Source organism: Sphingomonas larreae, from assembly GCF_051400595.1.
Classification (GTDB): domain Bacteria; phylum Pseudomonadota; class Alphaproteobacteria; order Sphingomonadales; family Sphingomonadaceae; genus Sphingomonas.
The window spans coordinates 1-26,048 of sequence record NZ_JBLFFI010000011.1 but is presented as its reverse complement, the minus strand read 5'-3'; the positions used below and the strand labels follow the sequence as shown (position 1 = coordinate 26,048).

Annotated in this window: 26 protein-coding genes; 13 read left to right on the top strand and 13 right to left on the bottom strand. The window is 63.7% G+C overall.

The features are described from left to right. Positions 1-452 precede the first annotated feature (452 nt). Positions 453-3,155 (top strand): TonB-dependent receptor, encoded by a 2,703-nt coding sequence (locus ACMGDM_RS20030; protein ID WP_436805904.1) that lies wholly within the window; start codon positions 453-455, stop codon positions 3,153-3,155. A gap of 443 nt (positions 3,156-3,598) precedes the next feature. On the opposite strand, the gene ACMGDM_RS20025 is transcribed toward ACMGDM_RS20030, so the two are convergent. From ACMGDM_RS20025 to ACMGDM_RS20010, 4 genes are all read right to left on the bottom strand, one after another. Continuing rightward, positions 3,599-4,123 carry an RES family NAD+ phosphorylase gene (locus tag ACMGDM_RS20025; protein ID WP_436805903.1) on the bottom strand — a complete coding sequence of 175 codons (525 nt, stop codon included), beginning with the start codon at positions 4,121-4,123 and terminating at the stop codon, positions 3,599-3,601. A 2-nt stretch (positions 4,124-4,125) separates the two neighbouring features. After that, positions 4,126-4,524, bottom strand: coding sequence for a hypothetical protein (locus ACMGDM_RS20020; protein WP_436805902.1), 399 nt, complete (start codon positions 4,522-4,524; stop codon positions 4,126-4,128). A 190-nt stretch (positions 4,525-4,714) separates the two neighbouring features. Further along, positions 4,715-4,990, bottom strand: coding sequence for a hypothetical protein (locus tag ACMGDM_RS20015; RefSeq protein WP_436805901.1), 276 nt, complete (start codon positions 4,988-4,990; stop codon positions 4,715-4,717). A 366-nt stretch (positions 4,991-5,356) separates the two neighbouring features. Continuing rightward, complete coding sequence (locus ACMGDM_RS20010) at positions 5,357-6,883, bottom strand: recombinase family protein (protein ID WP_436805900.1); 1,527 nt, start codon at positions 6,881-6,883, stop codon at positions 5,357-5,359. A 2,357-nt stretch (positions 6,884-9,240) separates the two neighbouring features. On the opposite strand from ACMGDM_RS20010, the gene ACMGDM_RS20005 reads away from it, so the two are divergent. Next, a complete protein-coding gene (locus ACMGDM_RS20005; protein WP_436805899.1) occupies positions 9,241-9,462 on the top strand; it encodes a hypothetical protein in 222 nt (73 codons plus the stop codon). A 306-nt stretch (positions 9,463-9,768) separates the two neighbouring features. Continuing rightward, positions 9,769-10,023, top strand: a complete 255-nt coding sequence (locus tag ACMGDM_RS20000) for a DUF6894 family protein (protein ID WP_436805898.1) — start codon at positions 9,769-9,771, stop codon at positions 10,021-10,023. A 366-nt stretch (positions 10,024-10,389) separates the two neighbouring features. Here the strand turns inward: ACMGDM_RS20000 and ACMGDM_RS19995 are convergent, their stop codons facing one another. Then, positions 10,390-10,578, bottom strand: coding sequence for a hypothetical protein (locus ACMGDM_RS19995; RefSeq protein ID WP_436805897.1), 189 nt, complete (start codon positions 10,576-10,578; stop codon positions 10,390-10,392). Positions 10,579-10,773: 195 nt separating this feature from the next. Further along, on the bottom strand, positions 10,774-10,926 hold the full coding sequence (locus ACMGDM_RS19990; RefSeq protein ID WP_436805896.1) for a hypothetical protein: 153 nt from the start codon (positions 10,924-10,926) through the stop codon (positions 10,774-10,776). 82 nt (positions 10,927-11,008) lie between these two features. On the opposite strand from ACMGDM_RS19990, the gene ACMGDM_RS19985 reads away from it, so the two are divergent. From ACMGDM_RS19985 to ACMGDM_RS19975, 3 genes are all read left to right on the top strand, one after another. Continuing rightward, the gene (locus ACMGDM_RS19985) at positions 11,009-11,452 is read left to right on the top strand and encodes a hypothetical protein (RefSeq protein ID WP_436805895.1); all 444 of its coding nucleotides are present in this window, start codon (positions 11,009-11,011) and stop codon (positions 11,450-11,452) included. A 27-nt stretch (positions 11,453-11,479) separates the two neighbouring features. Then, entirely contained in the window at positions 11,480-11,917 is a 438-nt protein-coding gene (locus ACMGDM_RS19980) for an acetyltransferase (RefSeq protein ID WP_436805894.1), read from the top strand. Positions 11,918-12,066: 149 nt separating this feature from the next. Then, positions 12,067-12,975, top strand: coding sequence for an AfsR/SARP family transcriptional regulator (locus ACMGDM_RS19975; RefSeq protein ID WP_436805893.1), 909 nt, complete (start codon positions 12,067-12,069; stop codon positions 12,973-12,975). Here ACMGDM_RS19975 and ACMGDM_RS19970 read toward each other — a convergent pair. Continuing rightward, a complete protein-coding gene (locus tag ACMGDM_RS19970; protein WP_436805892.1) occupies positions 12,902-13,621 on the bottom strand; it encodes a hypothetical protein in 720 nt (239 codons plus the stop codon). The two genes, ACMGDM_RS19975 and ACMGDM_RS19970, sit on opposite strands and share 74 nt — an antisense overlap. A gap of 799 nt (positions 13,622-14,420) precedes the next feature. Between ACMGDM_RS19970 and ACMGDM_RS19965 the strand changes: the two genes are divergently transcribed. Together ACMGDM_RS19965 and ACMGDM_RS19960 are read left to right on the top strand one after the other, a co-directional pair. Beyond that, complete coding sequence (locus ACMGDM_RS19965; RefSeq protein WP_436805891.1) at positions 14,421-15,134, top strand: serine aminopeptidase domain-containing protein; 714 nt, start codon at positions 14,421-14,423, stop codon at positions 15,132-15,134. Continuing rightward, positions 15,094-15,417: an alpha/beta hydrolase family protein gene (locus tag ACMGDM_RS19960; RefSeq protein WP_436805890.1), complete on the top strand. Its 324-nt coding sequence runs from the start codon at positions 15,094-15,096 to the stop codon at positions 15,415-15,417. Before ACMGDM_RS19965 ends, ACMGDM_RS19960 begins: the two co-directional genes overlap by 41 nt. On the opposite strand, the gene ACMGDM_RS19955 is transcribed toward ACMGDM_RS19960, so the two are convergent. The 4 genes from ACMGDM_RS19955 to ACMGDM_RS19940 form a co-directional block, all read right to left on the bottom strand. Then, entirely contained in the window at positions 15,404-15,964 is a 561-nt protein-coding gene (locus tag ACMGDM_RS19955; RefSeq protein ID WP_436805889.1) for a hypothetical protein, read from the bottom strand. The two genes, ACMGDM_RS19960 and ACMGDM_RS19955, sit on opposite strands and share 14 nt — an antisense overlap. Before the next feature lie 64 nt (positions 15,965-16,028). Further along, positions 16,029-16,490: a hypothetical protein gene (locus tag ACMGDM_RS19950; protein WP_436805888.1), complete on the bottom strand. Its 462-nt coding sequence runs from the start codon at positions 16,488-16,490 to the stop codon at positions 16,029-16,031. A gap of 357 nt (positions 16,491-16,847) precedes the next feature. Further along, positions 16,848-17,588 carry a response regulator gene (locus tag ACMGDM_RS19945; RefSeq protein WP_436805887.1) on the bottom strand — a complete coding sequence of 247 codons (741 nt, stop codon included), beginning with the start codon at positions 17,586-17,588 and terminating at the stop codon, positions 16,848-16,850. Further along, positions 17,585-19,621: a GAF domain-containing sensor histidine kinase gene (locus ACMGDM_RS19940; protein WP_436805886.1), complete on the bottom strand. Its 2,037-nt coding sequence runs from the start codon at positions 19,619-19,621 to the stop codon at positions 17,585-17,587. Before ACMGDM_RS19940 ends, ACMGDM_RS19945 begins: the two co-directional genes overlap by 4 nt. Positions 19,622-20,069: 448 nt before the next feature. Between ACMGDM_RS19940 and ACMGDM_RS19935 the strand changes: the two genes are divergently transcribed. The 3 genes from ACMGDM_RS19935 to ACMGDM_RS19925 all read left to right on the top strand — a co-directional run bounded on the left by ACMGDM_RS19935 (position 20,070) and on the right by ACMGDM_RS19925 (position 22,174). Next, complete coding sequence (locus tag ACMGDM_RS19935) at positions 20,070-20,681, top strand: outer membrane beta-barrel protein (RefSeq protein WP_436805885.1); 612 nt, start codon at positions 20,070-20,072, stop codon at positions 20,679-20,681. Between the two features lie 91 nt (positions 20,682-20,772). Beyond that, on the top strand, positions 20,773-21,207 hold the full coding sequence (locus ACMGDM_RS19930) for a DUF805 domain-containing protein (protein ID WP_436805884.1): 435 nt from the start codon (positions 20,773-20,775) through the stop codon (positions 21,205-21,207). Positions 21,208-21,232: 25 nt separating this feature from the next. Next, the gene (locus ACMGDM_RS19925) at positions 21,233-22,174 is read left to right on the top strand and encodes a hypothetical protein (RefSeq protein ID WP_436805883.1); all 942 of its coding nucleotides are present in this window, start codon (positions 21,233-21,235) and stop codon (positions 22,172-22,174) included. A 62-nt stretch (positions 22,175-22,236) separates the two neighbouring features. Here ACMGDM_RS19925 and ACMGDM_RS19920 read toward each other — a convergent pair whose 3' ends face one another. Next, positions 22,237-22,698: a cupin domain-containing protein gene (locus tag ACMGDM_RS19920; RefSeq protein WP_436805882.1), complete on the bottom strand. Its 462-nt coding sequence runs from the start codon at positions 22,696-22,698 to the stop codon at positions 22,237-22,239. A 93-nt stretch (positions 22,699-22,791) separates the two neighbouring features. Between ACMGDM_RS19920 and ACMGDM_RS19915 the strand changes: the two genes are divergently transcribed. Beyond that, positions 22,792-23,664: a LysR family transcriptional regulator gene (locus ACMGDM_RS19915; RefSeq protein ID WP_436805881.1), complete on the top strand. Its 873-nt coding sequence runs from the start codon at positions 22,792-22,794 to the stop codon at positions 23,662-23,664. A gap of 64 nt (positions 23,665-23,728) precedes the next feature. On the opposite strand, the gene ACMGDM_RS19910 is transcribed toward ACMGDM_RS19915, so the two are convergent. Beyond that, positions 23,729-24,754: a GlxA family transcriptional regulator gene (locus ACMGDM_RS19910; RefSeq protein WP_436805880.1), complete on the bottom strand. Its 1,026-nt coding sequence runs from the start codon at positions 24,752-24,754 to the stop codon at positions 23,729-23,731. Between the two features lie 8 nt (positions 24,755-24,762). Between ACMGDM_RS19910 and ACMGDM_RS19905 the strand changes: the two genes are divergently transcribed. Then, positions 24,763-25,395 (top strand): cysteine hydrolase family protein, encoded by a 633-nt coding sequence (locus ACMGDM_RS19905; protein WP_436805879.1) that lies wholly within the window; start codon positions 24,763-24,765, stop codon positions 25,393-25,395. Positions 25,396-26,048 lie beyond the last annotated feature (653 nt).

Sequence of the window (26,048 nt, the reverse complement as noted above, 5' to 3'; positions counted from 1 at the left end):
CCGCTCCGTGGCATGGGTGCGCTGGTCGGCGTCGCGCTCTGTCGGCGCGATGGTCGCGCGCCGCCTCGGCTACTTGCGCGCCTTCGAGGCTCGGCAAAGAGCGGGCTTCTGTCCAAGGATTTCTGCCCGCACTAAGCTGCCGCCTGTCCGTGAGCCAGGCTGACCGAGGAAGCGCGGGTGCCGCACGTTTGTTGCGCCGCCGTCCCTGTCGGCATCAGCATCTAGCATTACTCGCGAGCTTTCGCTTCTTTTCTAATTGACGGCTATGTTGCGGAAGAGATAGCACAGCGAAAGAAAGCGCGCCGCCGAGAGCGGGCCATCGGCTCGACGGAGTGGAGGGCGACAGAGCAGAGGGCGGGAGTGCTGCTCGGCCCGGCGGCGCTGGCGGCGCACTGCAGGAGCAGCAGGCAACCGTGTGACGAACAGCGATGAAAACGAAATAGGGGGCTAACATGAAGAGCTGTGCATACCGCCGACTGCGTCGAACCCTCCTCATTGGTAGCGCGATCGTCTCGAGCAGCGCTGGCGCACAGGCGCAGACGATCGGCGCCAACGCCCCCACCGATGGCGCCGAGATCGCGCCCTCAGAGGCGGAGGGCACCGACGTGGTCGTTACCGGCCTGCGGGCCGGGATCGAGCGCTCGCTCGCCGACAAGCGCCGCTCGATCTCGGTCGTCGACGTGATCTCGGCGCAGGACATCGGCAAGTTCCCCGACAACAACCTGGCGGAGTCGCTCCAGCGCGTGCCCGGCATCACGATCGACCGCTCGGTCAACGGCGAGGGGCAGACGATCAACCTGCGCGGCCTCGGCCCGCAGTTCACCCGGAGCGAGATCAACGGCGGCACCGCGCTCAACGGCTTCGACTTCAGCGTCCTCGCCCCCGAGCTGTTCGCCAAGGTGACGGTCGAGAAGTCGCCGACCGCCAGCACCGTCGAGGGCGGGCTCGCCGGCACGATCCTGCAGGAGACGCCGAAGCCCTTCGACAATCCCGGCTTCCGCGCCACCGCCACGGGCGGCGCCACGATCGGGCAGAAGGGTAAGGCGGTGCCGCGCGTGTTCGGGCTCGTCAGCCAAAACTGGGACGACCGCTACGGCATCACCGTCGCCGCGGCCTATTCGAAGACCGACTTCCGCACCAACGAGGTGGACTTCGGCCCCTGGGTCGCGTTCCGCAACATCGCCTCGGCTGACGTGCTCGCCACTGCGCCGGCAACGCTGCTCGACGCCGCCACGCCGCGCACCACCGCCTTCTACAGCTACCAGCAGAAGCGCGAGAATCTCGGCGTCACGGTCGCCGGACAGGCGCGTCCGACCGAGCGGCTCGAGCTCACGGCCGACTTCCTCTACGCGCGGCGCAAGGGAACGCAGATTGACGATCGCCCCGACGCGCCGATCGAGGGGACCAGCTTCTTCGCCGACGGCACCAGCTCGCCCGGCAATCAGGCGCCGACCGACTATGTCATCGAGAATGGCGCGGTCACCCAGGCGACCTTCCACAATATCCAGAACCGCGTTGGCTACAGCTACCAGCCGCAAGAGAACAAGGTCTACCAGGGCACGCTGCGCGTCAAATGGGAGGCGGCCGATCATCTGACGATCACGCCGGGCTTCAGCTACGCGCACCAACGCTCAAGCAACGAGCTCGACCTCTACTCCTTCGCCGCCTACGGCGCCGACGTGACCTATCGCGTCGATGGCGACGTGCCGCAATTCTCTTCCACCGCGACCGACTTCAGCAGCAACCCCGATCGTTTCGGCTACAACGTCTTCATCTTCAACCGCGCGGTGAACACGATCGACGAATATGTCGGCCGCGTCGATGCGACGCGCGAGTTCGAGGGCGTGCCCGGCCTTACCAGCGTCCAGGCCGGCGCGCGCTACACCCACCGCACTTCGCGCCAGCAGGCGCGCAACGTCGGGCTGTACAACGGTGCCGAACTGCTCGGCGCGAGCCCGCTCGGCCTCGGTGCGTTCGCGGCCACGCTGCCGTTCAGCGTGCGCAATGCGACCACGCCCGATCGCATCCTCTCGGTCGATCGTGAGAAGCTGATCCAGACGATCTACCCGGGGCTGGACCCGTTCACCTCGGACCAGTTCGCGACCGATCCGCAGGGCGATCAGCTCAACTCCTTCCAGGTGGTGGAGCAGACCTACGGCGGGTACCTCCAGGGCAACTTCACGATGGGCGCGCTGTCGGTCAACGCCGGGCTGCGCGTGATCGTGACGGACACGTCGTCGGACGGCTTTGGCCTGATCGGCACCGAGCTGACCCCGAGCAACGTCGACGCGCGCTACACCAACTTCCTGCCCGCCATCAACGCGCGCTGGGAAGTCGCGCCCAACATGCTGATCCGCGGCACCTACTCGCGTGCGATGACGCGCCCCACGCTCGATCAGCTGAGCCCGGCGACGACGATCAACTCGGGGCCGCGCACCGGCAACCGCGGCAATCCCAACCTGCGGCCGTATCTGGCCGACCAGGAAGATCTCGGCTTCGAGTGGTATTTCCACCCGGGCGCGCTGCTGACGATCAACGGCTTCGCCAAGCAGATCGGTTCGCTGATCTCGCAGACGACCGTGTCGGAGCTGGCCAGCTTCCCCGATCAGGAGACCGGCCTGCCGACCAGCGGCATCATCGCCTTCACCCAACCCACCAACGGCGACAGCGCGACGATCCACGGGCTCGAGGCGGGGCTCCAGTCGCCCTTCTTCTTCCTGCCCGGCGCGCTGAGCTACTTCGGCACGATCCTCAACTTCACCTACGCGGACAGCAAGGCGAGCGTGCGCAGCGCCGACGGCGTGTCGCGCACCACGCCACTGCCGGGCCTGTCGAAGAAGAGCGCCAACGCGGTGCTCTATTATGATCATGCCGGGATCGACGCGCGGCTCGCCTACGCCTGGCGCAGCGCCTATCTGCGCGACGACAACGTGGGGCGCCAGTTCGGCGCCGAGCGCTACGTCCGCGATTACGGACAGTTCGACCTGTCGGTGAACGCCTTCGTCACCCGCAACGTCCAGCTCGGCGTCAACGTCAACAACCTGCTGGATACGCAGCGCAAGGAGTACATCCTGATCGGTAGCGGTGCGGAACTGCCCGCCAGTTTCCTCGAGCAGGAGCGCCGCTTCGTCCTGACGGCTCGCCTGATTATGTGACGGCCAGGAGCGCGACGGCGCCGGCGGCGGCGTCGCGCGTGTGGATCGGTCGAGCCTGACCTTTCTCAGCTTTTCGGATTGCAATGACCGGAGGAGAGGTTGGGAGGGTTGCGATCGAACTCGACGCAGCATCTGTGCGACGGTTCTGCCAGCAATCGACGGGAGGCACCTGGACGCTTGCTCCCGCAGATGAACGAGCGACCGAAGGTGGGAGGCGGGTAGGGCGTCGGGAGTGACTGCTATTGGATCAGGTAGCGAACGAGCCTTTCGGCTTTTGTCTACCAAGACGCGAGCTTACCGCCCGCTTCGCCTGCAAGACGACACTCGATCATCGGACCCGCACCGGCGGGGTGCTATGCCGCACCTCAACATCGCACCCGCTTGACGTGACGTTGACCGTTGTTCGGCGAACACAACGGTTACAAGGAACCGCTGTGACCATTTCAGGTTTCCCAAGAACGCTGATCCCTCGGCAGCATGCCGTCTGGGTCGTGCACGCTAACCTGATCGGCGTCGGTCAGGCTCGCGCTGAAGATGGCTAGGTTGGTTCCAGTTTCGTCATGAGTCGAAGGGAAGAGGACACCAGCTGCTCCGGAACGTATAGCCTCATCGGCAAGCTGCCACGACGGTGGCGAGCGACGCTCGACGCGGGCAATCCAGCGCCAATCGCAATTCCAGCTTGCCCACTGGGAAGCCCATACGCCTGCGTCGAAGCCGCCGGACAAGTCGATGACGTCCAGCAGATCTATCTCATAGGCGGCCAGCGTCGCCGGCTGGGGCAAGCTTGAGCCTTGCATGTACTCGGCCAGGGCTGTCCCGGGCGACTTGGACAGGTACAGCGCCTCGACGCCCGGCCGATTGAAGCGTCCACCTACGTTTGCCGCTCCCGCCCCGCTAAGCGGCAGATAGGCCCACTTCGGTGTGAGATGGCGGTAGAAGTTTGCTGGTCCCAGCCTCCCTCGCAACACAATCAGCCGTTGGCTCCATCAAGGAGCTCGGACAGATGCGCGAGCACGGCATCAGTATGGCCGCCAGCGACCAACTCGGCGGCCGTCTTGCGCTTGAGGGTGACAATCGGCTCGTTTCTGAACCAGTAGACCGCCTGCTCAATATTGCCGGTGAGCTCGCTTGCGGCCATGATCACGCGCACCATGTCGCGAAGCCGATCCTGCAGCCGCTCCGACGCAGGATTGGCGAGCGTGTTACGGTGAACGCCGGCGATCTCTGCCAGTCGGGACAGCTGAACGCCTAAAGCTAAGGCGACCCGCTTGGGAGAAATGTGAGGGGTTCTGGGCTCCTGCAAGCTCGCCACGAAGCTGGACGCCAGCTGCGAGGCACGTTGCTCATCGACCTGGAAAGCTGTCGCCACTGCCCTGCTCCGCTGTGTAGGTGCACAATATATGCATATCGTGCCGCACAATCAACCGCGCGATTGAACCGGGTGGCTGTTCCTGGCGTCATCGAACATGTCCCATTGGCGGTACCCTGATCGGGCAGTCGGCCAGGCGCTTCAATCCCTACAAGCGGATGATGGAGGGGCAGGGGAGGGCGCCCGCCCTCTAGTTAGCCATCTCGGCGCCCGGCTCAGCTCTGAGCAGCCGGCGATCGCGAGCGATCTTTGCCAGCAAGGTGCGGCTGCATCCGGTCGCATCCATGATCTCCCGCCAGCTGCGGCCGTCGCTCAGCAGGGGACGAGATTGCGGCGTTGCGGGATTTGTTCGCGGGTGGCCTCTATAAAGACCAATCGCCTTCGCCTTGGCGGTGCCCTCGGCCTGGCGGCGACGCCGATCCTCATAGTCCCTGCGTGCGACCGCCGCGAGGACATCAAGCATCATGGCGTTGACCGCCTTCGAGGGTTGCCGCGGTGACCACTCTGACAACACGGCTAAGTTTTCGAAGGGAGGTAAGTTCGGTCACAGCGGCGGCAACTTGAAAGAACCAACTCAGAGCGTGCGATACGGCCGTGAAGAAGTAAACAAAGAGAAGGCAGCGTGCCATAGTCCACATTCTAAATAAGGATGGCTTAAGCATGCAGCAAAGGCTGCTTGAGTGCAGCGCTAATAAGTCAATTAAGGGTCAAGAGCGCGCGTATCATCCTCTTGTCAACTCCGGCGGCAGGTCACGACTGGTGAAGCTGCGGGGAGCACGTCATGCCGTGACCGGCACGAACGGTGCACGCGCAAAGGCTCGTCATAATGACTCTAGTCGGGAGCGAGCCGCAGCTCCAGCATCGAACGAGAATAGAAGGTGGCCGCGCCGGAGCGCAGATCGGTCACGGCTGAGGTGAAGAGCCGGTGTAACGCAGCGTTGTAATCCACACGACTACGCAGCGAGTGCATACCCTTCTCAGTGCACTGAAGGACGATCGAGCAGTCGCGGATCAATCTCGCCTGCTCACCGCCTTGTTCGAACAACGCTCCGTCGAGTTCGTCCTCAAGAGCTGCCACAGGATCCGCTACGAGCTTCGTCGCTCGCTCCAGCCCATGCTCGGCCACCAACGCGGGCAGCAACCTCGCATACCCGTCCAGCTTCTCGGCGATGGGTGCGGCAAGTGCATTCATTGCGTTCGTACCCGCCCAAAGCAGATCCTCGTTCACCCACTCGCACAACGCCGCTCCAGCGCGCGCCTGGAACGCTTCGTAATCGATCTCTGGAGCGGAGCAGTTATGCGCTATCTGAGCAGCGGCGCAGACTAGAACAGGCCGCCCTGACCGACCGACGATTTGAAAGCGGACGTCAGCGCCACAGCCCGCACACACCAGAAGGTTTGCGAAGGCGTTCGACTTCGCGGCATTTCCGCCTTGCAGCCACCGCGCCACTCGAGCTTGAACAGAAAGGAAGATGGCTGGGTCGACGATGTTTGGGAAGTAGCCGGCGAGCACGTCGGTTGGCACCCGCCGTTCCGCTCCATCGTCGTAGGTCGAGACGAACAACGGGAGCGCGCCTGTGACCCGGGGATTGCTCAACAGGGTCTGAACGGTGGCGCGGGTCCAAGCCCTATCTGCCTGCTGCCAGCGCGGTAGCTGACCGTAGTTCAGCATGATCGCGATCTGCTTGGCTGGTATGCCGTTCAGCGCCATGTCGAAGATGCGCTTGAGCACGTCCGCCCTTTCAGGCACCGGTACGATGCGACCTCCTTCCACCGTGAGCCAGTCCGGCACCCTGGTCGAGATCACCGTCGATCGCGCCGCCTCTCTCCGCCGGATCCATGACTCACGCGCTCGGAGCGACTTGGTCGAGCTTTCCTCGTTTGCTCGCATGAACACGATAAGCGCGTAGATCAGCCCCAGCGGCTCGGCGGTGAGGCTCTCCACGGAGTAGAGCCGCCGATCCGCTAACGACACCACTTGGATACCCGAGGCGATCAGGTCGGTGAGAATGGCTTGTGCGCGCAGGATGTTGTCGCGGCTGAGCCGATCGAGGCTCTCGATAAGTAGGACGCTGCCTTTCGCGATCCGCTCGGATCTCACGGCCTCCAGGAAGCAAGCCAATGCACCATGGGTCGCATTCTGTCCTCGAAAGCCAGACACTCCCAGGTCGCAGTATGTAAGGCTGTCGTCCAGCAGCAAACCGTGCTCGTCGGCGTACGCCTTGGCGAGTGAGGATTGGCGCGCGAGACTGTCACCATCCGCCTGCGACGGGCTACTGAAGCGCTGATACGAGAAGGCGCGGACCTGTTTCATCGACTCGCGTTCCGTCACCACCAACCTCGCGAATGATGAAAGCATCAAATCGAGATTAACTTAGTTCCTTTGGCAAGCCCCTTCATTCTGTATACGTTCCTCATCTCTACCGCCGTCGAACGCGAACAGCTTGGACGGACTATATGCTGATCGATGACCCGATATGTCTGCGCCGAGAAGCCGAACGCTGCCGCCGCATCGCTCGTGGACTCAGCGACAGCTCAGATACCGAGACCCTCAGGCTCCAAGCGCTAGAATGTGAGATTCGGGCAGATCGGATCGTTCGGCAAAGGCGCGATGCCAAGCTTGCGAACGACTGGCGTGAAGTGATGACCCACGCGCCTAGCGCTCACACCGGGCTGAGCTAGCCCCGCCCCATGCCCGACGACTCGCCCCCGCTCAGGCCAGCGCGGCCGCGCCTGACCTGTCGGCTCTGCGGCTTGCAAGCATAAGCGGAGAAGCTTTCGTCTGAAAGCCGCGACGGCTTCGACCAGCCGCAAAGCCGCGCATCCAGTCCTCCCGCTCGCTCGATAAAAGGTCTGACATGTAGGGGCAGTCATCGACGCAACCATGCGCCTTCAACCCAATAAGCCGCCCCTCGTTGTACGGGTTCAATAGCATTTTCGCCCTCTTGGCTCCTTTCGACTCGTCACCCTGCGCGATGTGTTAGGGCTAACATTTCAACGGTTAGTTAACGATGAACAGGTAGTGATGCTTTACCCAGCGCCTACGATTGATTTTCGGCGCGGAACGAGGATTTGAGCGATGGGCAAGTCCGAGCGCGCGCTACTCCAAGCTCGGGTAAGCGCTGCCAATCTCGAGTACGCTCGTGTTTACATCGAGAAGGTTGAGCGCGCGCCGTTCAGCAGCGATGCAGAAGGACGCCACACTGCGCTCTTCCCATACGTCAAGCAGCATCGGGCAGATCTGTAGGAGGGTCGAGCCGCCACTTCCTCGTTTATGGCGGCCCACGAGCCGGCGACGTCGCGCGCGTCGCACGAGGGGAGTCGCGCTACAGCAAGTTCGACCGAACGGATCGCGAGGCGCCTCGCTACTGGTACGTCCTCGTCACTGCGCCGAACGGCGGCAGCGCGTTCGTGCCCGAAGACGATGACGGCCTGCGACAAGCCCTCCTGAGCGCCTCGGCCGAGACGGGCGACCGCGAGACCGAGACGCTGTCCGCTGAGCTACAGCGCCGGGCTGCATCTCTGAGCGCCTGTGGACGAGCTGATACGAAACCTTAATATCGCGGCCTATGCTCGGGCTTGACACGCCGCCTTGTCGCTTGCCTCAGCGCTATAGCGCTTCGCTACGCAGAGACGCCTGCCCCATTTCAAGGCGTTCATTGCAAACGACTCGACATTTTCCCCGTGATACTTCCCCGGTTCCAACACTGCAGGGGGCGGGGGCAATGCGGAAGTTACTTACAATCGGCATCGGAGCGCTATCGATTGGAATGGCGCCTGTACCAGCGTTGGCGGCTATAACAATCGACCAGCGAGATGACCAGTCTGCACAAGAGCAATTTACGTTCAGGCCGGCTGGAACTAGCTTTGGTCAGTCCTTTACTGCTGGCCTCAACGGTATCGATTTCGCGGCGTTTCACCTGATGCCGCTAAGCTCAAGCACCCAGTTTGTGGTCGATCTTTTTAGTGGCAGTGGCTTTGCTGACACCACTCTCGGCACGTCGGCCGTCACAACGACATCAAATGGAACGGCAGGATTCTATCAAGCAAACTTCTCGTCTCGTGTCGGACTAACCGCCGACGGCTTGCGTCATCTCGCGCCGATGAACGCGCCCTCACTGCGACTCACGACTCATTCAAAAAAGGACTTTCTTTATTTGGAGGCCGCACCTATCTTGAGCGGGCATCGTCGGGTGCTCCTATCCCCTCCGGCCATCCCCCCGGCCGAGGCGCCAACTTGGGCCCGGCTGTCATCGGCCGGGCCCGTTTTCCCGAGCTGCCGTGCTTCCACCGCAATCAAGGTCGGTACGCCGATCAACCAAGCTGGACGTCGCGGCTGCCCGGCGCCACACGGGACACCATCCTAGAGTCGGACCATACCTCGATGTAGGCTGCGTGATCGAGGCGTACGCCTCTCTGATCGCGGCCTCATCGTTTGGCGCGTCGACGTCCACTCGGTCGTGAATACGGTTGTCTTCGTTGAGACAATACAAGCGGTAGAGTGGCATCGGACCCCCGGCTTCTTCGTTGAGCGGGAGCACTCCGAGGTCTCTCAGACACAGGCGGCCATGACTCGGCCTGCGATCCGCCCTCATAGCCTGGATGCATGATGCCTGCGCCATCATTCGCATTGATGTGGAGCTGACCAGCTTAGGTTAGGGCGATACCGCGGATCACCGCAGTGGTAAGTCGGTTCTGGCGTTCGAGGAGAACGCGATGGCAAAGGTTCACAACACCCCATCTTCGGTTGCGGCCGAAAGCGGCGAGGTCCACGTCGATGGTCCTGACGGCGTAGCAGTTGCGCTGACACCCGACGCCGCCGAGGAAACGGCAGACCGGCTGGTAAGCGGAGCTGCGGAGGCAGCGGGCCAGAACGTCGAGAAGAGGTGGAAGGATAACGAGCGCGCAGCTCGCCACCCTGAAGAGCGTCGTTCCTAACGCGTGGCGGGCGGCCGAAGTGTCGAGCTTCGCATTTCGTTACACAGCTGGTCAGCGTCCCGCTTGGTCCGGAATACGATGTCGATCCACCGCCGCTCGGAGGGTAGGTAGAGGCCCCATTGCTCCTCGCCGGCCTGCGAAGGCCGGCGTGCAACCACGCCGCGCGTGGCGGTATTCCAGTCGTTGGTGATGCGGCTTCCCCTTAATCACCCCCGCTCGGCTCTGTTGAGACTGCCACCGGGAAAAAGATTTACTGACGCACGTGAACGACTGCGCCCGATGACACGAGAGCCGCATTGACCTCGCATGCCGCGTTTCCGCTTCACCATCCGCGACGACAAAGGCGAGATCGGCAACAAGGTCGTCGATCTGCCGAACCTGTCTGCTGCGAAGACGCAAGCCGTTGAGGAAGCGAGCCGCGCGCTGGCAATCGTCGACGGGTCGTTCTGGGCGGACGGGCACCTACAGATTGATGTCACCGACGAGAGTGGCCTTATCCTGGCCACCCTTATGACGTCCGGCTTCGAGTCACCAACCAGCGGGAAGCGCTTCGATGCCTAAGAGCCGGCTGGTCTATAGAAGACCGTCGCAGTAAACGTCGGCGCCGACATACGCGACGCTGATCTTGAGGCCGCGCGATCGGGCGGAAAGGGTGCAGGAGCTGACTTGTCGCACCAAGGCATAGAATGTCCCTACGGCCACGAGATCTTCGAACTGGGTACCGCCTGGTTCAACGGCTTCAGCGAAGGGAGCGTGAAGGCGGCGAAGGCATAAGCCAGCGCGATTTCTCGTCTCGCTGCTGTGACTGGGAGGGAGGCTGCGCCGGCATCGTATCGCGAGGCCCGCCGGCTGGTTCAGGTCCGACGACCGAGTCTCTAACCTACATCGGTTGAACCTCTCTTGCCGCGCTTGGCAGCCCAGCACGTTTCAATGCATCATCCCCGCCATGCTGCTTGCCGCCGGCGCGGGCACCACGCGCGGGTTGGCGGTATAGCCGAAGCCTGACCACCGCTTCATGATCGTGCCGTCACCCAGCTCGCCGTCGGAGCAGTTGAGCAGCTTGTCGATGCAGTTCGCCATAGGGGTGCCGGGCGTCGGATCGTCCCACAGAGTCATATAGCCGGCGTGCAGAGTCGTGCCGGCGAGCGCGCGCTCAGCGGATCCGACGATTGCCGCGCCGCGCTGTCCGCTTTCGTGATCGTTCAGGCTGTGGTCTGGGTCAGCTCGGGAATGATGAGGTTGTAGCCCACTGGGAAGCCGGCGCCTTAGGCACTCTCGGACAGCCTCTGCAGGCTGCCGCATGCGAAAGGGTCAGGCCGCGTCTTTCTCGTCCGACGTATCGTCTCCGGCGGGCTGTTCAGGAGCGTCAAATGGCGCGCTCTCGTCGTCTCCGGGATTGTCGCTGCGATGAACCGCCTCTTGGAAGTCGCTGGACTTCGGCTCATTCGGTTTGTGGTCCGACATTCGTCTCTCCGCTTCCTGTCCTCAAACGCGCTGACGGCGAGAGCGCACCCAGAAATCCACTTCACCTGTAGCAAGCCACGGCATGATCCCGCTGCCGCCATTCGCCTGTGAGGTCGTGAAGATTCACGAGATGGCCCGCTCTGGTGTCGTTCGGGCGAAAATCTACGTTGCTGGCGTCCAGCTCCCGACATCACGAGCGCGCAGCCACGCTGCCGCAGCGGGTCGGGTTACGTCTGCGATGATTGCCGCGCTCGACGTCCTCGTCACCTTGCGCTTCTTCCAGGCGCCGCCGCCGCCGGGCCCCGGGTGTTCGCTCCGGCTGTCGCGAAGGCCATGTTCGATGAGGTCGGTGCGCTGCGGGCGCTGGGTGTGCTGGGCAGCGCTGAATCGCTCGCGCTGGCAGTGGCGCCGATTGGGGGCGCGGCTCTCCTGTCAGCAGGGGGCTGGCGGCTTTCTTTCGAGGTGCGCGGCGACGCTGGGCAGCCTGGCCTTGCTGCCGCGCCTGAACCTCAGTTCCACGACATGAACGCACGCTGCAGCTTTGGAGAAAACGATGACTCGCATCAGACCATCCCGCTCCGACTTTGCAGATGACGTGCTCGCGATATGGCGGGCCGCGGTGGACGCGACGCATAACTTCCTGGCGCCTGCCGACCGCGTGACGATCGAGGATTTGGTGCAGGGCTCCCTGCCGGGTGCGCCCTTGTTGTTCGCCGTGGACGAACGCGACCTGCCGCTGGCATTCATGCTGTTGCAGGACGGCCATTTGGAGGCGTTGTTCGTGCATCCCGTTCATCACGGGCAAGGTATCCGATCGCGCCTCCTCAGGCATGGGCTGGACCTCTGTCCGTCCATGACGGCCGACGTGAACGAGGCCAATCTGCAGGCGATCGGCTTTTACCAGCGGGTGTGCTTCGTACCGGTCGGCCGTTCGGCAAACAGCGGGCAGGGGTGGCCAAACCCGCTGCTTCATCTGGCCCGCGACCGCTAGCGCGAGTGCAGTTCATCGTGCGCTATAATCCCTGCGTCGATCCCCGGTCGCTCGGTCGAGGAAGGAATGCAGCGATCTCCCTGAGGGCAGTAATGGGAAAGCACAGGGAAGTTCAGGTCCTCGCCGGCCGAACGGGGGAACGTATGCCGATGCAACAATATTGGGAGCTGCGTCTGCTTGACGATGCCACCCTGCTGGGCGGTGGGGAGCCGCGGTCGCTACGCGCCCGCAAGGGTCTGGCGCTTCTTGGATACCTTGCGTTGCAGCGCGAACATTCGGCGCGACGCGAGACACTGGCAACCCTGCTGTGGGAAGATGCTGATCGCACCCATGCCAGGGTCAGCCTGCGTCAGCTGATCAGCACCGTCCGCAAATTGCAGGAGGGCGGTCCCGAGCTGATCGAGGTCGATACCGATTGCGTCCGGTTGTCGCCCCATGTGGCCGTGGACAGCGATCGGTTCGAGCGGTTCGCCGGAGGAGATGGCCCCGATCGTCAGATCGCCTGCGAGATCTACCGCAGCGATCTGCTGGCCGGCCTCCATCTGCCCGGTGCGCCGGCCTTCCACGAATGGCTGGTGGTTGAACAGACGCGGCTTCGCAATCATCTGGTCGCGCTGCTGGTGCTGTCGCTGGAAGAGGGGATGGCCGAAGGCGGCGATCTGAACCGGTCGCTCGGCGCTGCACTAAAGCTGCTCCGGTTCGATCCGTACAACGAGCTCGGCCATCGCGGTTTGATGCGCGTGTACAGCCGGCAGGGGCGATCGGCCTTGGCCGTGCATCAATATCGCAGCCTCTGCGCGCTGCTGCGCCGGGAACTGCAGGTGTTGCCGGAAACCGAGACGACGCAGCTGTTCGAGCAGCTGATGCAACAGCGCAGGCACCCGGTGTCCAAGGCCGAGGCCGGCAGGCCCGCGGCGGGCGGCAATGTCTTCTACCTGGGCGCCGACCTGCTGGCTGCGCGGGCCGGCGCCATCCCTGCCGCCCTCAGCGAAGCGGCGTCGGATCCCGTCCCCCGCTCTCGCCCGGCTGCTCCACTGGGCGGATGCGGAGGCGGATGACCGGACCAGAGGGGATGGGGTCTACCCTATGACAGAGCAGCCCTTCCATGTATCCTTCGTGGCTGAGTTCGAGCTGGATCGCCAGGGAGCCTGACGCGGCATCCGCCGGGACGAACAGCTTCCTGCCGATGCGCACATTGTCCGCCGTGCGGCGGAAGCCGTGTTCGAGGTAGAACGCCTCCATCTCCGCCATAAAACCGGCCATCGCCTGCCTGGCCATCCGCTGATGACCTAGGAGGAAGGATGGCTTGCCCATCTGGTCCCCGCCGCTCGTGTAATCCGCCATCCACCGGTCATATTCCGCGGACACGGACCGGCCGGATGTGAAGATCATGTCGTGCGCCCGGTCGAGGCACCGCGCCGGCCGGAAGCCGGACGGGAGCGGTACGGGCCCGAACACCTCCTCCACAAAGGCGAAGGGGTCGAGCTGACCGGCGCGCGCTTCCCGCCGCGCCCGATCGAGCGCGTCGCGATCGATGCTGCGTACGCCTCTCCAATGTGCGGGCAGCAGGCCCGCGGGAGCGGTGTTCATGCCGTTCCCATCACGCGGGGGAACGGTCTGGCCGCCCTGCTCCGCAGCCCGGGCCGGCGGGGCAGCCAGCGCCGTTTGCGCGCCCAGCGACGGCGCCATCAGAAGCAGCAGCATGGACGATCCCGCCCCGCTGACGCAGGCCCAACCCAGTTTTGACACGTCCATCATCCTTCCTGCAGATTTCCAGTTCCCACAGGCTACCAGCGGAGGGAGCGAATGCGGGTAAGGACGGCGTGAATGGTGGGTGAAATCGTGTTTTGTCGCGGCAGCGTGCTGTTCTTCAGAGCCGGCTTGCAGGCTGCGACAAGTAGCCTGCCTGCAGGGTGCTGCGTCCCGCCAGCGGATTTCGCGCAGCCTTCACGGCGGCGTGGTCCCGCAGGCCACGGGTGGTCCGGACAGGCCGGGCCATCCGCGCCGAAGTGTCGGAAGAGACCGGATTTGCGATCAGCCAGCTGCAGCTGTCTTCGAAAGCGTTCATGAGCCCGGCTCGGTGACGGAGAAGCTGTACTTCTACACCGCTGGATATGCCGGCGCTGACTGGGTCTGCCAGGGTGGCGAACATGCGGCGGACAGGGAGGGTCGAAGTGCTGGAAGTCGGCATTGGCGATGCGCTGCAGATGATCGTTGGAGGGGAGATCCGCGACGGGAAGACCATCATGGTGCTGCAATATGCGGCGTTGCACATCATCCGCTGATGGGCGGCTTGGCGCGAGGCGGCCACGGTGTTTCAAGGCGCTTTCACGATTTCCCCGCGGGCCCGGCGCGGCACATCCGTGATGGCTGATCCGATGTCGCTCCGTCCAATGCGGGGCAGGAGGAGATGTGTTATGCCGTCGGATGATTTGCCAGGATTGTCCCCGAACCCCCTTGGCCCGCCGAAGGCTGCCCGACGACGGCGGGATGTGACCCGGGCTTGTCCAAGGCCTGCGCGCTGGCCGCGGTGCTGGTGTTCGGTTGTGTCCTCACGATCGCGCCGGCCCTTGATGCCAGCGGGCCGCCGGCGGAATGCCCGCAGGCGCTGGCCGACCTCCAATGCGCCAAGACCGAGCTGACGGTGCAGGCACCGGGCTGCCACACGCTGGCCGGGGAAGCCCTGCTGTTCCAGGGGCAATCCGATGTGCCCGTCGCCATGCTCATCAATGATATCGGCCGGCTATCCAGGGAGTTCATGGCGTTCGGGGGAGCGTACCACCCGCACCGCGACATTGCGCGCGCGCTGCTAGTCGCTGGGATCGGCGTGATCCGGTTTGACGAACGAAGCACCGGCGGTTCCACCGCAAACCTTCGCATAGCTCGCTCCGCAGATCTGCGGAGCGATACGCAGTTCATATTCCGTGACGCGGCCCTTGTCGCGGGCGTGGACCGGCGGCGGATGTTCATCTTCGGGCATAGCGAAGGCGCGATCTTCGCCATGCAGCTAGCTGACCGGGAACCGCTGGTGGCCGGCATCGCCGTGGCGGGCGCTCCGTTCAAATCGGGCCGCGAGATGACCTATGATCAGGTGCAGGTCGGCCCGGCTGGAGGGCATGACCGATCAACGCTTCGCAGAGTTCCCGCGCGAGTCGTACGCCGAGAAGGTTCGGTTTGTGCCGAGCCGGCCGTCACTCGCCGACCTGTTCGACTATGATGGGGCAACAATCGCCGGCAGCGTCAGGCGACCCACCCTGGTCCTGGAGGGGCTGGAGGACTGGCAGGTTCGCTCGCCGCAAGGTCTGCAGGTGGCAGAGGCCATGCGGCGCGCGAGCAACGAGCATGTGACCTACAAGCCGCTGCCGGGAGTAGTCCATCTCCTGACACCAAACCCGGCGGGCGTGACCGATTTCGAGCGCCTGACGAACTATACCGTCGATCGCCGTGTGACGGAGGCGCTGACGAACTGCGTGCGACAAGCGAAGGTCAGCTCCGGCTGAAAAGCCAGCGCGTCGGACCACTCGCCAGGATCAGCTGCCCGGCCTCCAGCACGGCATCGAAGCTTTCGTCGGAAGGCGCGATCTCCGCCGTGCCGGAGCCGCCGCAGCTCTTGTCCCACTTTTCCGTCCCACCCTCGATGGCGAACCTGGCCGTGCCGCCTTCAAGGACGACCCGTCCTGATCGCCGGATGCGGCTGATCTTGATGCACGATTTCCCAATGGATTCCGGGTGCTCCTTAACGATGTCCCATGTGAAGCGACCCGCGTCATCGATCGATAGGGTCATGCTCCGCCTTACCTGCATCGTGGTCGGTTCAGTTACGACGATGGTGCGCGTCATCGACCCATACCCCACCGACCCACCCAGGCTGGTGCCATAGGAAATGCCGACATTGGGTTGCAGCTTGATCTTGGGCAGCACGACGATCTCGCGCCCGTTCGATGCCTGGGTCCAGCGCCCGCTGATGGTCGCGTCCTGCCCGTTCGCCGCCACGGCGCTGTTGGCGGCCGCGACCACGAATGTCGCCACGATTATGATATTCTTCATGAACCTCGTATCCCTGGAGCATGAATGATGGCGCCGCGGCGGGGGACGTCCTCGTCGCCCGCAATTACGGGTGCGCAGCCCTTGGATGCACGATAACCCAGGCGCGGTTCGGTCCACCGCGGGTAAGGGGACTAATGTCCATCACGACGCTGGCCTTCGCTGTGGTCCAGTTCAGGCCGCCGGCTTGCGATACAGGGCTGACGCCCTGCGTCGCGGGGTCCAGCCGTTCGGTGGCAAGCGCCTCCAAGATGGCCTTGTTTGATGCCGGCCCGATAATGGCGATGGTTGTGCAGGCCCTTGCATTGTCACCATCTTGCGGAACGATGATCTGCAAGTTGCCGTCGGGCCGCGCGTAATGCGCGGCGCGTGGAAGGCTGGCCGGACCGGCCGACGCAACACTTCGCCACCCCCTGGCGTGCATCGCCGCTGGGGTGATCGCTTGTCCGTCAACAACCTGAAGGCAGGTGTCGAGGGCATCGAGGATCTCTGCCGGGCGAATACTTGCCAGGCCCATCAGCGAGTTCATCGCTTCGAGACCCGCGACTGATGGGGCAGGACGCTTCTGAGCAGATATCGGAGCAGGGTGCAGGATTAATGCTACGCCAACAAACGGGCTGTACCAGGCAGCCTTCCATGATCTGTCGCACATAGGGTGATTCTCCATCTGGGCGCCCACTTGCTCCGGCAAAGGCGAGTTCGGGATCGAAGCTCTGCCGGGGGCGTGGGCGGAGAAGGATCCGAGGTGTGTGAAAGCGGCGTGAAAGCGGGTGTGGAGGGCGTGCCCCGCCGCTTGGCATGGCCAGGGCCCAAGCCCAACTGCTCATCATAGCCCTATGGATCAGTCTGGATGCGGCGACGCGAGGTCACCCCGGATCGAACTGTGCTAGATCCTTTGGGCGTTCAGCTGGTTGAGCACCGCTTCGATGTAGCGGGGCCCCACGGCCACGATAGTTCCATCAACCAGCGACAAACTGCCCCCGCGCGCTGCCCGGCGGACGCTGACAACCCGGCGAAGGCGCACGAAGGCCGAGCGATGCACTCGGGCAAGTTCGGCCGGGTCGAGGATCTGTTCCAACGCGTCCATCGTGGAGCGGAGCATGTACGATCGCGTGGCAGTTTTAAGCGTGGCGTAATCCCGATCGGCGCGGATGAGTTCGATTTCTGCGATGGGGACGCGGATCATGGCGCCGCGTTCGGGAACCCAAATGCTGTCCACGCCTGCGCTGGCGTGGGCGTGCTCCTCCGTTGGCGGACCTGCCCTGGTCCTGCGGAGGACGGCACGGACGCGCGCCAGCAACTCGCGCAGTTCGAATGGTTTGGCGACGTAGTCATCCGCGCCAAGCTCCAGCCCCACCACACGATCAATGAGGTCGCTGCGGGCGGTGAGCATGACGATGGCGGCGGCTGTGCTGTCCCGCAGCCGGCGGGCGATGCTGAAACCGTCCTCGCCAGGCATGTTGACGTCGAGCAGTATGGCATCTGCGCGCCCCCAAGCCAGCAGACGGTCGAGGGAGGGCCCATCGGCAGCCTCCGACACATCGAACCCCTGAAGCCTGAAATATGCGGCAATCGAGTCCCTCAGATCGGGCTCGTCATCGACGACGATGATGTGCGGGCACGTCACGCTGTTCCCGCCTCTGCCATTTCGCCGATGAGCTTGCGCAGCGCTGCGCGCGTGAACGGCTTTTCAAGTAGCGGACGTTGAGCCCGCGCGAGGAAGCGCATCGCCGAAGGACTGAGCGCGTCGCCGGTGGAGAAGGCGAAGTGCTTCATCAGTTTGGGGCGGGCCCGCTGAAGCCAGTCATACAGGGCGGTCCCATCCATGTCCGGCATCCGCAGGTCAGAGATGATCAGGTCATAGTCCCTTTTGCGCAGCCGCCTTTGCGCCTCCGTCCCGCTTAGCGCCACGCTGCAATAGTATCCTTCAAGTTCAAGCAACTCGCCTAAAGCCTCGGCAATATCCTGCTCGTCATCCACGACAAGGGCCGTCTTGCCCTCGGCCGCCAACGGCACCGGGCGTTCGGCGTCGCCGGAGCTCTCCAACACGGTTGCGACCGGCAGTTCCACACTGAACGTAGCACCCGTGCCGCTATCCTGCACGTCAAGCTGTCCGCCATGAGCCTCCACAATCCCCTGCGAGAAGGACAGCCCGACGCCCGTACCCTTTTCCTGCGGTTTGGTGGTGAAGAAGGGCTCAAAGATGCGACGGCGAAGTTCTGGCGCAACGCCCGGACCCGTATCGGACACGACGATGCTGACCGTCCCGGCTGTTGGACCGCAACTGGTGGCGACGGTGAGGTGACGCTTGCCGCTATGCCCCTCCAAGGCTTGTTGCGCATTGACGATGAGGTTCACGACCACCTGATGCAGCTGATCTGCATCGGCCAGGATCACCGGCAGGTCCGAGGCGAGCTTGCGTTCGAGCTTCACCCCGCTGGAATGCAGTCCCCATTCCGTCAGGTCCAGCGCCGCGCTGACCACATCGTTGATGTTGATCGGTGCGCGCCGGGGGCTGCGCTGCCGCGCCATTGCGAGAAATGTCTGGACGATCCTGGCCGCCCGTTCGGCTGCCTTGCGGATCTTGCCCGCTCGTTCCGCCGCAATAGTGCCGCTGACCTGATGTTCCAGCAGTTCGGCCTGTGCCAGGATGATGGCGAGCGGATTGTTAAGTTCATGGCTGACGCCGGCGAGCAGCGAACCAAGCGCGTTCAGCTTCTCCGACTGGAACAATGCGTCACGGGATTTCTCCAATTCCCGCTCGGCCCGCTTCTGGGCGGTGATATTGAGATCGAAACCCGCAACCTGCACCGGCGCGTCTTGCGATGTCTTTACAGGGAAGCGCATCGCCAGCGCGACTTCATCCTCGCCGCCAAGCGGTTGCTCGCTCACCTGCAGCGTGCCGAAACGCAGCACCTGAAGGTCGATCCGCTCAAGTTCCTGCGCCCTTTCCGGTCCGAGCAGTTCCGCCGCCGTTCTGCCGATGATCTCCTCCTCGGATCGGCCGAGGCGACGCGCGACCGCCGGGTTCGCCAGCAGATACCTTCCGGCCGCATCCTTGATGAAGATTCCGATGGGCGCATGTGCCATGATTGCGGAGAGAAGAGCATCTGTCTCCCGGCGTGCAGCCTCCGCCTTTGCGCGCTCCAGAGTTGCCCAGGTCCGCTCCGCCACCTCGGCGACGAGATCGACATCGCCGGCCGACCACACCCGCGGCTGCTTCTGCTGGACCGACAGGATGAAAACCAGCCTGTCGTTCTTGATCAGTGGAACGGTGATCGCCGCGACGATGTCGAAAGCGCCACAGGCTGTGCGGCCTGCTTCGTCGAGTTCAGGCTTCTGCAGCGAGTTCTGGACCCAGATCTCGCCACGGCGGTGCGATGTTGTGATGGCTTCGCCAAACGCTTCGAAGGAAACTCGCCCAGTGATCTCGACCACGCCGTCCGTCCAATGACTGCGTCCGACCATCTCGACCGTGGAATCATCGAACTCCATGTAGCCGACGCGATTGGCGCTGAAATGGCGGCCCAGCAGCTCCGACGTCCGGTCCAGGATGATCTCGGGGTCCACTTCATTGCGCAACTGGTCGCGCAGGGAGGCGAGAAAGCCCTCATGGTTCGGCGAAGCAGTCGATGGGGAGAGCGATGACGCTTCAGGCATTCAGGGGTAGCTCCCGCGCATTGTTCATGACCAGAGACTTCGCCGCGCATCGACGTCTGATCCTGTAGCGCGTTTCCTGCGCTTACAGCCCTGCCGCGGGCGAGCGCTCCGCGACCGTGCGTTAGGTTGTCGACGAAAGTCAATCCAGACACGACGGAGTTCAAGCCGAGCCGGCGGCTCACTCCGATTGCCTATCGCGGCGGCTCTCCGTGGGTTTCAACGCGCCCTTGGTCGCTTCCATGTCGCCCGGTCGCCTAACGGATGCGGAGCATGGTCAAAGCGGCGAAGGGAGCAGCGCGTTCAGCGGGGCGGCCCAACACTGGCGGAGGCCGCAGCGCCGAAGCGCGGCTGCTTCAAACGCTCGGCCGCTCCCAATTCGATGAAACCGATCCCGCGGTTGGTCGCCGCCCAGCCGCACGTAGGGCGCACCTGATATGGAGATATCTACATGAAATCCTTGTTGCTGATTGCTACCGCGGCGGCGCTTTGGCTCCCCAACCAGGCTGACGCGCAGGACGCGCCGTTTCAGGGCCCGCGCGTACAGCTCGACGTCGCTTATGACCGGATCCGGGCAAACGAGGTCAATCCCGATCTGCCCCACGAGTTCGACGCCGCCTATCTGGGGGGCACGATCGGGTACGATCACATAGTAACGGACGGGCTGTTGATCGGCCTGGAAGCCGGCTTCGGCAAGCCGCTCGGCGAACGGCAGCGCGTACCCCTGGGTTCGGATGCCCTGTCGGTCAAGCTTGGCCGTGAGTGGCTGGCGGGCATGCGGATCGCCGCCCCCGTGACGCCTTCTACCCTGGTCTTCGCCACCGCCGGCTACTCGAACGCTGCCTCCAGAGTGATGTATGAGTCGCCGGCAGATGCGGGCGGTGATCATGAGGTGATCGAAGAGTCCGAAGGCGGATTCGCCTGGGGACTTGGCATCGAACAGGTCATCCGCGGGAAAGCCTACATGTCCGCTGCCTTCCGCTCCGCGCATTATGGCGATGGCCGCTACCAGGACGACGTGGATCGCACCCAGGTGCGGCTGGGGGCCGGCCTTCGCTTTTGAGCCAGCAAGCAGGATTGCCCAGCGCGCCCGACCCGCCGGCTGGCAGCGCGCTGCACAAGCCTGTGCAACCCCAGGAAACAAGGATACATAGATGACAGACCTCTTGCCTCTCCTCACATCGGCGAATGGAACCGCCACGCGCGGCGAGTTCCTGATCAGTGCTTTTGCCCTCATCGTCGCCGGCCTCGTGATCGGGCTTGTTCCCGTTGTCGGGCCGATAGCGTCCCTGGCGCTGCTGTACCCATGGACCTGCCTGTCCATGCGGCGGCTCGCCGACATGGGCCGCCCCAAGGCGCTGGCCCTGATCCCGCTCAGCCTCTGCGGCGTTGCCGGTGCCTTGGGCCTCCTCACCTTCGCGGGCGCCAGCAACCCGGCGGCGCTGGGCGCGACGCTGATGTTCGCCGGCTTCACGCTGCTGGTCAGCAGCGTGGCCGGGCTGGTGGCGCTCGGCTTCCTCGTCTGGATCGGCCTGTCCAACAGCAAGCCCGAAACCCTTGCCCCTGCACCGTCGAAAATGGGCAACTAAGCCCAGTGGAAGTGAGAACAGGATCATGAAGTATCGCACCATCTTCAGCAGCGTCCTTGCCGCGGCCGTTTGCCTCAGTGCGGGCGCGGCCGACGCACAGTTCGGCGGACTGGGCCGGCTGGCCAAGAGCGTTGGGGTGAGCCTACCCAACCTCCAGAAGGCGCCGATCACCACCAGCCTGTCCGACGCCAAGTGGGCCGTGCCGGACAAGGATGGCTTCGAGCCACGGTCGGCGAAGCGCTCCATGATGGAGCTGCAACGCACCCCGAACGGCGGATTCGTGCTGCAAGCGGGCTATTTCGAGTTCCATGACCAGAGTTATTGCCTGAAGGCCGGCACGCATGGGCCGGGGGAAGGCGACGGGTACCTCTACGCCCCCACCAAGGGGCCGGCGGAGGAGGCCGTGCGCAGCATTGTGCGAAATTCCGTCCAGCACCCCGAGATCGCTCAGCACGATATCCAGACCCTGCTCTGGGCGATCATCGCCCGGGCCAAGTTTGAGAACTTGTCGACCCAGCACAAGGCGGTCGCCTCACGCTTGCTGACGCCGCGGCAGCTGGCCTCGCTCAACCGCAACGCGCTTGACCTGCTGACGCAGGGTCCGCTCGCCGACAACCTGCCGCGGGAAGTCCGAATGGTGATGCAGGCGGAGGAGGATCTGCGCCGGATGCTGACGTCCCCGGGCACAAGCTTCGCAGAACTGGAGCGGGTTGCAGTCCTGTCCGGCATGGCCGGCATCGGCGAAGGTAGTCGCGAAACGCCGCTCGGCCGGTGGAACCTGCATCCCGATGGCTACTATGTCCGCTATCTCCCGAAGAGCTACACCAACACCGTGGTGGAGATCTGGGTGCCAGACGACAGCTCGGCGGTTGGCAAGGAATATGATCCCGCAACCCACATCGCCGTTCCAGGGAACACGGTCCGTCAACGACTGATCCAATCCGCACGGCCGTTCCGAGTCGGCTGATTGGAAAGGAGCGCTGTCGCCGGTTCTTTCTTCGAATCAGAGCAGCGACAGCGCTCTTCCGATCAGACCGTGGGAATTGGCCCAACTATCGCCTGTCCAAAGCGTTTGCACACGGCCTGCACGTCGGCCTGAGCATGCGGCATCGGCAGTTCACTCATCGCTTGAAAGAAACGGTCGTGCCGGGCGGGGGTGGAGACAAGGGTCATCTGCGCCTCTGTGTTCACGGCACTGAACCCATGCGTGACGCCACGAGCTACGAACACCCGTTCGCCCGCCTGCGCGAGGATCCGCTCCGTGCCGATCACGAACAGCAGGTGTCCGGACTCGACGCAGAACAGCTTGTCTTCTTCAAGCGAGATGTGCGCTGGGGCACCTTGCCCCTTTGTCACGGTCAGGATCATGACAGTCATCGCCGCCTGTTCCCCACCGAGCATGATCCTGGCCTCGATCCCTGAGAACCGGGCGGTGCCACAGGGTGTGAGCAGACCGCTAAAGTGGGTTTGGGGCTGGTCGGATGTCGTCATGCGCGTTCTCCTTCAAGACAGCACGCTCCTAACGGGGTCGCCGGCGCCAGATTATCAGGCGAAACCTGCCATCATTGTCTATCACGATGGACAATGATGAAGCTCGATCCGGTTCAGACCTTTGTTGAAGTGGTCCGTGCGGGCGGCTTCACTGCGGCGGCCCGGCGTATCGGCATGCCTCGTTCGACAGTCAGCCTGCAGATACGCAACCTAGAGACAGCACTTGAAGCACGCTTGTTCAAGCGCACCACGCGCTCGCTCGTCCTCACGGATGAAGGCGAGCGCCTTTACGCGCGGGCCGCTGGGGCCATCGATGACCTGACCCAAGTCATGGACGATCTGAAGTCCACCCCGGACACGTTGCGGGGCCTCATTCGCGTGACCGCGCCGGCCGACTTCCCGACGGGTACTCTGGCAGATTCCATCGCCAGCTTCAGCCGGTTGCATCCGGAAGTGCGGTTTCAGGTCACCCTCACGAACCAGGCTTTGGATCTCGTCAGAGAGAACATCGACATCGCAGTCAGGGTCGGGGCCGGTAGGTCTCAAGACGCGGTGGAGCGGCGTTTGTTGGACATCGCCTGGGGCTTCTATGCCGGAGAGCCATGGCTTGAACGGAACGGGCGGCCGGCGGACCTTGACCAGATCAGAGACTTCATCTCGCCCACGCCTGCATTGCGGGCATACCTGGAAAGCGTAGTACTAGGCGGCGCGACATTGCCCCCCGGCATCATCCGGGTCGACAGCCATGTCATGGCTCGCGACCTGATGCTGCGCGGCTTCGGCGTCGCGCTTCTGCCGGTGGGCTTATGCACAGAGGCGTTGCGGAGGGGGGAAGCGGAGGCGCTTCCCGGCTTGGTCGTGACGAATACCACCCGGCTAAACCTGACCTTCCCCAACCGCGCGGACATCGTGCCGCGCGTTCGTGCGTTTGCCGAGCATGTCCTGGCCACCTTCGGGAGCGTCTGAGGCCGTGCCATGCGCCGCGGGGACAGTGCCGCAGAGTGACGGAGTGGCCTGGTATCGCTCGCGCTCAGCGTGAAAGGTTCTTACCGACCTTCTCGGCGCGGCGTATCGCTTGCGGCGGCTGTCCGAACCGTTTGATGAACGCGCGTCGCATGCGTTCCGGATCCTGGAACCCGACAGCCCGCGCGACCTGTTCAACAGGTTCGGATCCGTCCTGAAGCCGTAGTCGAGCGGCTTCCACGCGAAGCCGCTCGATCGCCTTTGCCGGCGTTTCGCCTGTTTCCCGCCGGAAAATACGTCCGAACTGTCGCGGACTGAGAGCCGCAGCCTCCGCCAGGCGTTCCAGTGGAAGCGGCTCTGCGAGATGCTCGCGCGCAAAGGTAAGCGCAGCTCGCATCCGGTCGGACGAGGGGTCCATCTGCGACAGGGCAGCGAATTGTGACTGGCCGCCGGGCCGGCGATGATACACGACGAGCTCCCGCGCCACGGCGCGTGCCAGCTCATGTCCGTGATCAGCGTCGATCAGCGCCAGGGCAAGGTCAATGCCGGCCGTGATCCCCGCGGAGGTCCAGATCGGTCCATCGGCCACGAAGATGCTGTCCGGCTCCACCGATAACGCCGGATAGCGCGCTGCCAGCTCTTGGGCGCGCGCCCAGTGGGTGGTGACCCGCCGGCCATCCAGAACGCCCGCCTCCGCCAGAGCGAAAGCTCCGGTGCAGATGCTGGCGATGCGCGCCGCATTGGCACTCAGCAGCCTGATCACCGCACTGTCGGGTCGGCTGACCATCTGATCCATGTCGCCGCCGACGACAACAAGCGTCCCGCAATCGTCATCGTCCGGCAGCGCGGTGGCGACGCACACACCGGAATTGCCAATGAGCGGCTTGCCAAGTCGAGAGACCACATGGGTCTCGTACAGCGAGCGCGCGGCCAATTCATTGGCTGTCGCCATTGCGTCGATAGGGCCGGCCAGATCGAGCAACTGGAAGCCTGGATGCAGATAGAACGTTGTGCGATGAGCCATGACGCTTTTTGAGGGAACGCCGTCCTTTTCGCCACCCCCGGAACGATGGACAATGCCGGCGTGGTTCAACCCGGAGAATGACGAACATGCTACCGCGCAATGCGACCCTGATCGTTGTGGATGTCCAGCAAGGCTTCCTCGATCCATCATGGGGATCCCGCAACAACCCGGCGGCCGAAGCCGCCATAGCGCGCCTGATCGCTGCGTGGCGGCATAGCCGGCGACCGGTGAGGCATGTCCATCACGCTTCCCGCTCGCCGTCGGGACGCTTTGTCGCGGGCACCACTGGTGCTCTGCCCAAGCCGGAGGCCCTGCCGGAAATTGGCGAGCCAATCCATCTCAAGGAGGTCAACAGCAGCTTCATCGGCACCACGTTGGAACGGGAACTGCGGCTTGACGGCGTGGACACGCTGGTGATCGTGGGGCTGACCACCAATCACTGCATCTCGACCACGGCTCGGATGGCAGGAAATCTCGGCTTTAAGACCTACGTGGTCGAGGACGCCACAGCTGCCTTCGATGGTATGGGGGTCGATGGCCGTATGCGACCGGCGGCGGAAGTGCATTTCTCGGCGCTAAGCGATCTATCGGAAGAGTTCGCCGTCATCATCGATACCGAAGCCCTCTTGTCAGAGCTCCGGTCGGCTGGAACGCTCGGCGTTCAGGACAGCCAAACGAGCTTGCGCTTGCAAGCAGAGGCAGCGGCATGACCCGTTATTCTGCAAGAATGGGAATCCTGCCCTTTCCCAGACGTGCCCGGCCACCATGCACCTGCATTTCGCAGGGCGCGGTGACGCCGTGGGGCTCGCCGCTGCCTTGGCCCCCGCGTTAGCGGAAAGATTACACCGACGCCCATGAGCATGCTCAAGACCCACAATCGCTTCATATGCGAGCCTGAGGCTAGCTCGCGGAGCTTAGGTCGAGAATCGCGCCACGTGTGTCAGCCGCTGAGGAGCGCACCTACTGCTGCTTCGACGTGCCTTCGGGCTTTGCCCGGGCATTCTGGAAATAAATCTGATAAAACAACTTATCAGGTAAGATCAGATATCCGGTGAAGCAGGTCGCAGCTCGACCACTTGGCAGCGGCGATCAGTGACGGACTCCGATCCGCACGCCCGGCGGAAAGGGCTTGGGCGACCTACGGCTGATTGAGGCCATCTACGCCGCCGCCCGCGACGGCCGCAGCGTCCAACTCGTTTCAGAGGGCCCGATGCTTACTTGTAACGCGACGCAAGGCAAGCGAGAACGGTTGATCACCTCCGCTAGGTGTGCGATCCCACGGTTTGATGGTGCGATCCTTTCGTTGGAATGGAAGGATGCCATATGGGACAGGTACGTCATGGGTGCGCCACGACCACGCACG